Origin of the sequence: Streptomyces apricus (assembly GCF_008369065.1) — a bacterium.
Lineage (GTDB): Bacteria > Actinomycetota > Actinomycetes > Streptomycetales > Streptomycetaceae > Streptomyces > Streptomyces apricus.
On record NZ_VDFC01000054.1, the window covers coordinates 1 to 6739 of the forward strand.

Below are 6739 nucleotides of genomic sequence, written 5' to 3' on the forward strand. Positions count from 1 at the left end.
CGTACGCGCCCGTCGCCCGGCGAGCGCGCGCCCGGGCGACACGGCGCTGGTCCTCGCGGACGGCCGGATCGAGGGCTTCGTCGGCGGCGTCTGCGCGGAGGCCACGGTACGGGTCCAGGCCCTGCGGACCCTGCGCGACGGCMAGTCCCTGCTGCTGCGCATCTCACCGCGGGAGGCGGCGGACGGCGCCGGGGAACCGGCCGTCGAGGAGGGCGCGGTCAGCGTCCGCAACCCGTGCCTGTCCGGCGGCGAGCTGGAGATCTTCCTGGAGCCGCTGCGGCCCGCGCCGCGCGTGCTGGTGTTCGGCGAGTCCCCGATCGCACGCGCCCTGCTCGCCTTCGGACCGGCGCTCGGCTACGGGATCACGCCGGTGCCCGGGGCCGGCGCGCCCGACGCGGACGCCCTGGCCGGCGCCGGGGCGGTGGTGATCGCCTCCCACGGCCGCGACGAGGAGCGGGTGCTGACGGCGGCGGTGCGGGCCGGGGTGCCCTACGTCGGCCTGGTCGCCAGTCCCCGGCGTGGGGCGGCGGTGCTGGCCGGGCTCGGCCACGAGCTGGACGGGGAGCAGCGGGCCCGCGTCCGCACTCCGGCGGGGCTGTGGATCGGCGCCCGTACGCCGGGCGAGATCGCGCTGTCGATCCTGGCGGAGATGGTGGGGGTGGTGCGGGCGGTGCGCGCGCCGCAGGCCGGGACGGCGGAGGCGGAGGCGGCGGCTGAACCGGCGGAGACCGGGGCAGCGGCGGCCGAGGCGGCGGCGGCCGTCCCGGTCACCGCCGTCGACCCGGTGTGCGGGATGGAGGTCGCCGTCTCGGAGTCCGCCACCCCGTACTCGGACGCGGGCGGCGCGGCCCGGCACTGGTTCTGCGGCACCGCCTGCCGCGAGGTGTACGAGCAGGACCCCGCGCGCCACGCGGCGGCCGGACCCTCGTGAGCGGGTACCCGGCGCGCCGGACGCGCCGGGACACCTCGGCCGGGGTCCTCCCGGCTCAGGGTTTGCGCGCGACACCGCACAGGGCGATCACGTCACCGGAAGGGCGCGTGCGGCCCGGGTCCGGCCGCCAGTCGTTGAGCGGGACGACACCGGGATCGAGCAGCTCCAGGCCGTCGAAGAAGCCGGCCAGCTGCTGCGGGCTGCGCAGCTGGTACGGGGCCGCGCCGCTCTCGTTGTAGAGGCGGGTCGCCTCGACGTTGGCCTTGTTGGTGTCGACGCTGTCGTTGAACGCGAAGTAGCTGCCGGAGGGCAGGGCCGCCATCAGCGTGCCGATGATGCCCCGCGCCTCGTCGTAGTCGGTGATGTGTCCGCTGACCTGCATCATCGTCAGCGCGACGGGCCGGGTGAGGTCCAGCGTCCGGGACGCCTCGCGCAGGACGGTCTGCGGGTCGTGCAGGTCGGCGTCGACGTAGTCGGTCACCCCCTCGGGGGTGCTGGTCAGCAGCACCCGGGCGTGGGTGAGGACCAGCGGGTCGTTGTCGACGTAGACGACGCGGGCCTCGGGCGCCACGGCCTGGGCGATCTCGTGGGTGTTGTCGACGGTCGGCAGTCCGGTGCCGATGTCGAGGAACTGCCGGATGCCGGCCTCACCGGCCAGGTGGCGCACGGCCCGGCCGAGGAAGGCACGCGAGTCGCGGGCGAGGTCGGTGATCCCGGGGAAGACCTCCCGGAACGCGTCGCCCGTCCGGTGGTCGACGGTGTAGTTGTCCTTGCCGCCGAGCCAGTAGTTCCACACCCGGGCCGAGTGCGGCACCGTCGAGTCGATCTTCGCTAACGCCGCTCCCTCGGGGGCGGACGAGTCCTGCGTCACCGGCAACCTCCTTGTGGGGAAAGCTCGTTGGCCGTGAAGTACAACCTACGGCCATCGTCCCTCCCGGTGCCGGTGAGGGCGACAGGACCGGCCACCGGACCGACCACCGGCGGCGAACTCAATGAACGCAATGATCAGGTCATGGGATTTCGCCACCGCGCTCCCTAGCATCGGCCCGGCCGCGCAACGGTGCGCCGACGAGCAGAGGGAGCACGATCCATGGACAGGACGAGGGCCGGCACATCAGGGAGCGGGAGCGGACCGCGTCCTCGCGGGCGGCGCCGGGCGGCGGTGGCCGCGGGTGTCGCGGGGGTCCTCCTCGGCACGCTCTGCGGACCGGCCTCCGCCTCCGTGGCCGGGACCGGGAGCGGGGCGGTGACCGGATCCGCCGGTGGACCGGCGGCCGCGCCGTGCCCGGCGGACCTCACGGACAAGGCCACCTGCTACACCGGGCAGGACGCCGCCGGCGCGTACTACGCGATCGCCGTCCCCAAGAAGTGGAACGGGTCCCTCGTCGTGCACGCGCACGGCGGGCCCGACCTCGGCGCGGAGTCCGACCCGCAGCGGAGCACGGGCGACCTGGAGCGCTGGTCGGTGATGGTGGACGAGGGGTACGCCTGGGCCGGCTCCTCCTACCGTCGCGGCGGGTACGGGACCAGGATGGGCGCCGCCGACACGGAGAGCGTGCGCCGGCTGTTCGTCGCGGAGTTCGGCGAGCCCAGGCGGACGTACGTGCACGGCCAGTCGTGGGGCGGCGACGTGGCCGCCAAGGTCGTGGAGACGTACGGGGCCGGGAAGCACGGCCCCTACGACGGCGCCCTGCTCACCAACGGGGTCCTCGCCGGCGGGTCGCGCGGCTACGACTACCGCGTGGACCTGCGGGTGGTCTACCAGTACTACTGCGGCAACCKCCCCCGCCCCACCGAGCCGCAGTACCCGCTGTGGGAGGGGCTGCGGGCGACCTCGACGATGACGTCCGCCGGGCTCGGCGCCCGGCTGCAGGAGTGCACGGGCCTTGAGTCCGCGCCGCGGGACCGGACCGCCCTGCAGCAGCGCAACCTGGACGACATCCTGGCCGTCACGGGGGTGCCCGAGCGCACCCTGGAGTCGCACCTGCGGTTCGCCACGTTCACCTTCCGCGACATCGTGCACAACCGGCTCGGCGGGCGCAATCCGTTCGGCAACCGGGGCGTGCGCTACTCCGGTTCGCACGACGACAAGGCGCTGAACGCGGGCGTCGAGCGGTTCTCCGCCGACCCCACCGCCGTACGCGACCTCTCGTACGACAGCGACCTCACGGGCAAGGTCTCGATCCCCGTGCTCACCCTGCACGCCATCGACGACCCGACGGCGTTCGTCGAGCACGAGTCGGCCTACCGGGACAGCCTGCGCGGCGCCGGCCGGGAGCGGCACCTGGTGCAGAGCTTCACGCGGGAGAGCGAGCACAGCGGACTGAGCGACGCCGAGTACGCCACCTCGATCGCGGCGCTGGACACCTGGGTGCGCACGGGCCGCAAGCCGACGGCGACGTCCCTGGCGGCCTCCTGCCCCGCCTTCGACGCCACGTACGGCACCGGCTGCTTCTACGACCCGGCGTTCCGCCCCGCCCCGTACGCGGCGAAGGTCGCCCCGCGCCCCGGCGGCCTGCGCTGGCCGGCCATGACGTCGGCCCAGGAGAGGTCCTGGAGCCGCGTGGACGGAGTGGGCATCGCCCCCTGACCCCTCAGGAGTCGGCGGAAGGCGCGACCGGCCGCCGCGGCGGCGCCGTGCTGTCCCGTACCACCAGACGCGTCGGCACGAGCGTCGTCCCGTGTTCCGGCGCGTCCTGGCCCATCTGCCGCAGCACGCCCTCGACGCAGCGCCGTCCCACCTCGGCGAAGTCCTGGTGGACGGTGGTCAGGGGCGGCAGGAAGGAGCCGGCCTCGGGGATGTCGTCGAAGCCGATGACGCTGACGTCGTCGGGCACGTACCGGCCGCGTTCGTGCAGCGCCCGCAGCAGGCCGAGCGCCATCTGGTCGTTGGCGGCGAACACCGCGGTGCAGTCCGGCCGTTCGGCCAGTTCGAGGCCGGCCCGGTACCCCGACTCGGCCGACCAGTCGCCCCGTACCGGCGGGGGCGSGGGACGGCCCGCCTCAGTCAGTTCCGCGCGCCAGGCGTCGGCCCGGCGCTGGGCCGCGAAGGACTCCTCGGGGCCGGCCAGGTGCCAGACGGTGCGGTGGCCGAGGCCGAGCAGGTACCGCACGGCGTCGCGGCTGCCGCCCGCCTGGTCGGTGTCGACCACGGTGTAGCGGTCACCGGCGTCGGAGTCGGCGACCACCACCTTGATGTGCGGCGGCAGCGAGAGGGTCACCGCGTCGAGCAGATGGACTTCGAGGATGACGATGACGGCGTCGACGGCCAGCTCCCCCAGGCGGGAGAACGCACCGCGCACCTCGTCCTGGGTGGGCACGGCGACCGGCAGGAGCGTCACGGCGTAGCCCTCGTGCGCCGCGGAGGTCGCGATCGCCTCCAGGGTGCGGACGTTGCCGGTGGTGGAAAGTCCGAAAGTGATCACACCTATGGTCCGGAACTCGCCACGCTTGAGCGCGCGGGCGGCGCTGTTGGGCCGGTAGCCCAGCTCGCGCATGGCGGCCAGCACCTGCTGGCGCGTCTTGTCGTTCACACCCGCGTAACCGTTGGAGACGCGCGAGACCGTCTGCGAGGAGACGCCGGCGAGCTGCGCGACGTCCGCCATGGAGGCGCTCTGCGCCCGGCGGGGCGCCCGTTTCCTGGTCCGCGCCGCCTGCGGCCTGCTCGGCGAGGCGCTGTCCGCTGTGTCCACCCGTCTCCTCTCGTCGCGCCGCAACGCACTTTCCTCAAATGACCCTTGACCACCGTCAAGGGGGCAGTGTAGACATGCCGCCATCAGATGTTTACGTAAACATAACAGGCCGCGGACTCGTGCGGTCCTTCATGTTCACGCAAACATCATCGGCGCACGACGCCGGGTTTTCGCGAGAGGGACGAGCGAGGAACGACATGACGACGCTACAACCGCCGGCGGCCGCCGCACCGCGCACGGCACGGCCTCCCCTCAAGGGGGATCGCCGCTCCTGGACCGGGTGGGGTTTCATCGGTCCCTTCGTGGCCGTGTTCGCCCTCGTCTTCCTGGCCCCGATCGCGTACTCGATCTATCTGAGCCTGTTCCGGGACCAGTTGATCGGCGGCACCCAGTTCGTCGGCTTCGACAACTACCAGCAGGCGCTGCAGGACGACCAGTTCTGGGCCTCCCTGGGCCGGGTCTCGCTGTTCCTGGCCGTCCAGGTGCCGATCATGCTCTTCATCGGCCTGCTGATCGCCCTCGCGCTGGACAGCGGCCGCCTCTACGGCACCGACTTCTTCCGCATCACGATCTTCCTGCCGTACGCCGTGCCCGCCGTGGTCGCCACCCTGATGTGGGGCTTCATGTACGGCACCAAGTACGGGCTGGTCGGTGACATCAACGACGCGTTCGGCGTCACCCTGCCCGACCCGCTCTCCAGCGACCTGGTGCTGGCGTCCATCGGCAACATCGTCACCTGGGAGTTCGTCGGCTACAACATGCTGATCTTCTACTCCGCGCTGAAGGTCATCCCGAACTCCCTCTACGAGGCCGCCGAGATCGACGGCGCCGGGCAGCTCCGCGTCATCACCGCCATCAAGCTCCCCGCGATCCGGGGCGCCCTCGTCATCGCGACGATCTTCTCGATCATAGGCAGCTTCCAGCTCTTCAACGAGCCGAACATCCTGCGGCCGCTGGCCCGCAACGCGATCACCACGGACTACACCCCGAACTTCTACACGTACTCGCTGTCCTTCAACGGCCAGCAGCACAACTACTCCGCGGCGGTCGCCATCATCATGGGCCTGATCACGATGGTCATCGCCTACGTCGTACAGCTGCGCGGCATGCGCAAGGGAGCGTGAACCCCGTGAGCGGCACGAGCAGCCCAGCCACCACCGCCCCCTCCGTGGCGCCGGCCGCCGGCCCGGCCAAGAGCGCGCCCCGGCTGCGCAAGCGCGGCGACCAGGACTCCCGGCGTCCCCGGCGCAGCGTCCTGCTGACGGTGCTGACCGGCCTGGTCCTCGTCTACACCGTCGTCCCCCTGGTGTGGCTGCTGATCAGCGCCACCAAGACCCAGGAAGGGCTCGCCGACTCGTCCGGGCTGTGGTTCGCCGACGACTTCGCGCTCTGGGACAACATCGGCGACACCTTCACGTACAACGACGGCATCTTCGGGCGCTGGCTCCTGAACACCCTGATGTACGTCGTCCTCGGCGCCGGCGGTGCCACCTTCCTGGCGATCCTGGGCGGCTACGCGCTGGCCAAGTTCGACTTCCCCGGCAAGCGCGGGGTGTTCGCGGTGGTCATCGGCGCCGTCGCCGTCCCGGGCACCGCCCTCGCGGTGCCGACCTTCTTGATGTTCAGCAAGATGGGGCTGACCGACACCCCGTGGGCGGTCATCGTCCCGTCCCTGATCTCGCCCTTCGGCCTGTACCTGATGTGGGTCTTCGCCACCGAGGCGATCCCCGTCGAGCTCCTTGAGGCGGCCCGCATCGACGGGGCGGGCGAGGCGCGCACCTTCTTCCGGGTCGCCCTGCCGCTGCTCGCCCCCGGCATCGTGACGGTCCTGCTGTTCACCACGGTCGCGACCTGGAACAACTACTTCCTGCCGCTGATCATGCTCAAGGACCCCGACTGGTACCCCCTGACCCTGGGCCTGAGCGCCTGGAACTCGCAGGCCGAGACCATCGGCGGCGACGTGATCTTCAACCTGGTGATCACCGGTTCGCTGCTCACCATCGTGCCGCTGATCGCCGCGTTCCTGCTGCTGCAGAGGTACTGGCAGTCCGGCCTCGCCGCCGGGAGCGTCAAGGAGTGACCGGTCCCCGGACCGCCACCCCGCCCCACCCCGCCC

General features: G+C 72.1%; 6 protein-coding genes. 4 read left to right on the forward strand and 2 right to left on the reverse strand.

The annotated features are described in order from the left end of the window. Window positions 1–931, forward strand: a 931-nt coding sequence (locus FGF04_RS41725) for an XdhC family protein (protein ID WP_149514709.1), incomplete at its 5' end; no start/stop codon positions are given. Window positions 932–986: 55 nt separating this feature from the next. Here the strand turns inward: FGF04_RS41725 and FGF04_RS31090 are convergent. Next, on the reverse strand, window positions 987–1802 hold the full coding sequence (locus FGF04_RS31090) for an SAM-dependent methyltransferase (protein ID WP_149514710.1): 816 nt from the start codon (window positions 1800–1802) through the stop codon (window positions 987–989). Window positions 1803–2021: 219 nt separating this feature from the next. Here FGF04_RS31090 and FGF04_RS31095 point away from each other — a divergent pair, with 219 nt between their 5' ends. Further along, complete coding sequence (locus FGF04_RS31095; RefSeq protein WP_149514711.1) at window positions 2022–3521, forward strand: hypothetical protein; 1500 nt, start codon at window positions 2022–2024, stop codon at window positions 3519–3521. Between the two features lie 4 nt (window positions 3522–3525). Here the strand turns inward: FGF04_RS31095 and FGF04_RS31100 are convergent, their stop codons facing one another. After that, a complete protein-coding gene (locus FGF04_RS31100; RefSeq protein WP_408055692.1) occupies window positions 3526–4623 on the reverse strand; it encodes a LacI family DNA-binding transcriptional regulator in 1098 nt (365 codons plus the stop codon). A 197-nt stretch (window positions 4624–4820) separates the two neighbouring features. On the opposite strand from FGF04_RS31100, the gene FGF04_RS31105 reads away from it, so the two are divergent. Together FGF04_RS31105 and FGF04_RS31110 are read left to right on the forward strand one after the other, a co-directional pair. Further along, window positions 4821–5747: a carbohydrate ABC transporter permease gene (locus FGF04_RS31105; protein ID WP_149514712.1), complete on the forward strand. Its 927-nt coding sequence runs from the start codon at window positions 4821–4823 to the stop codon at window positions 5745–5747. A 5-nt stretch (window positions 5748–5752) separates the two neighbouring features. Then, window positions 5753–6703, forward strand: a complete 951-nt coding sequence (locus FGF04_RS31110; protein WP_149514713.1) for a carbohydrate ABC transporter permease — start codon at window positions 5753–5755, stop codon at window positions 6701–6703. Window positions 6704–6739 lie beyond the last annotated feature (36 nt).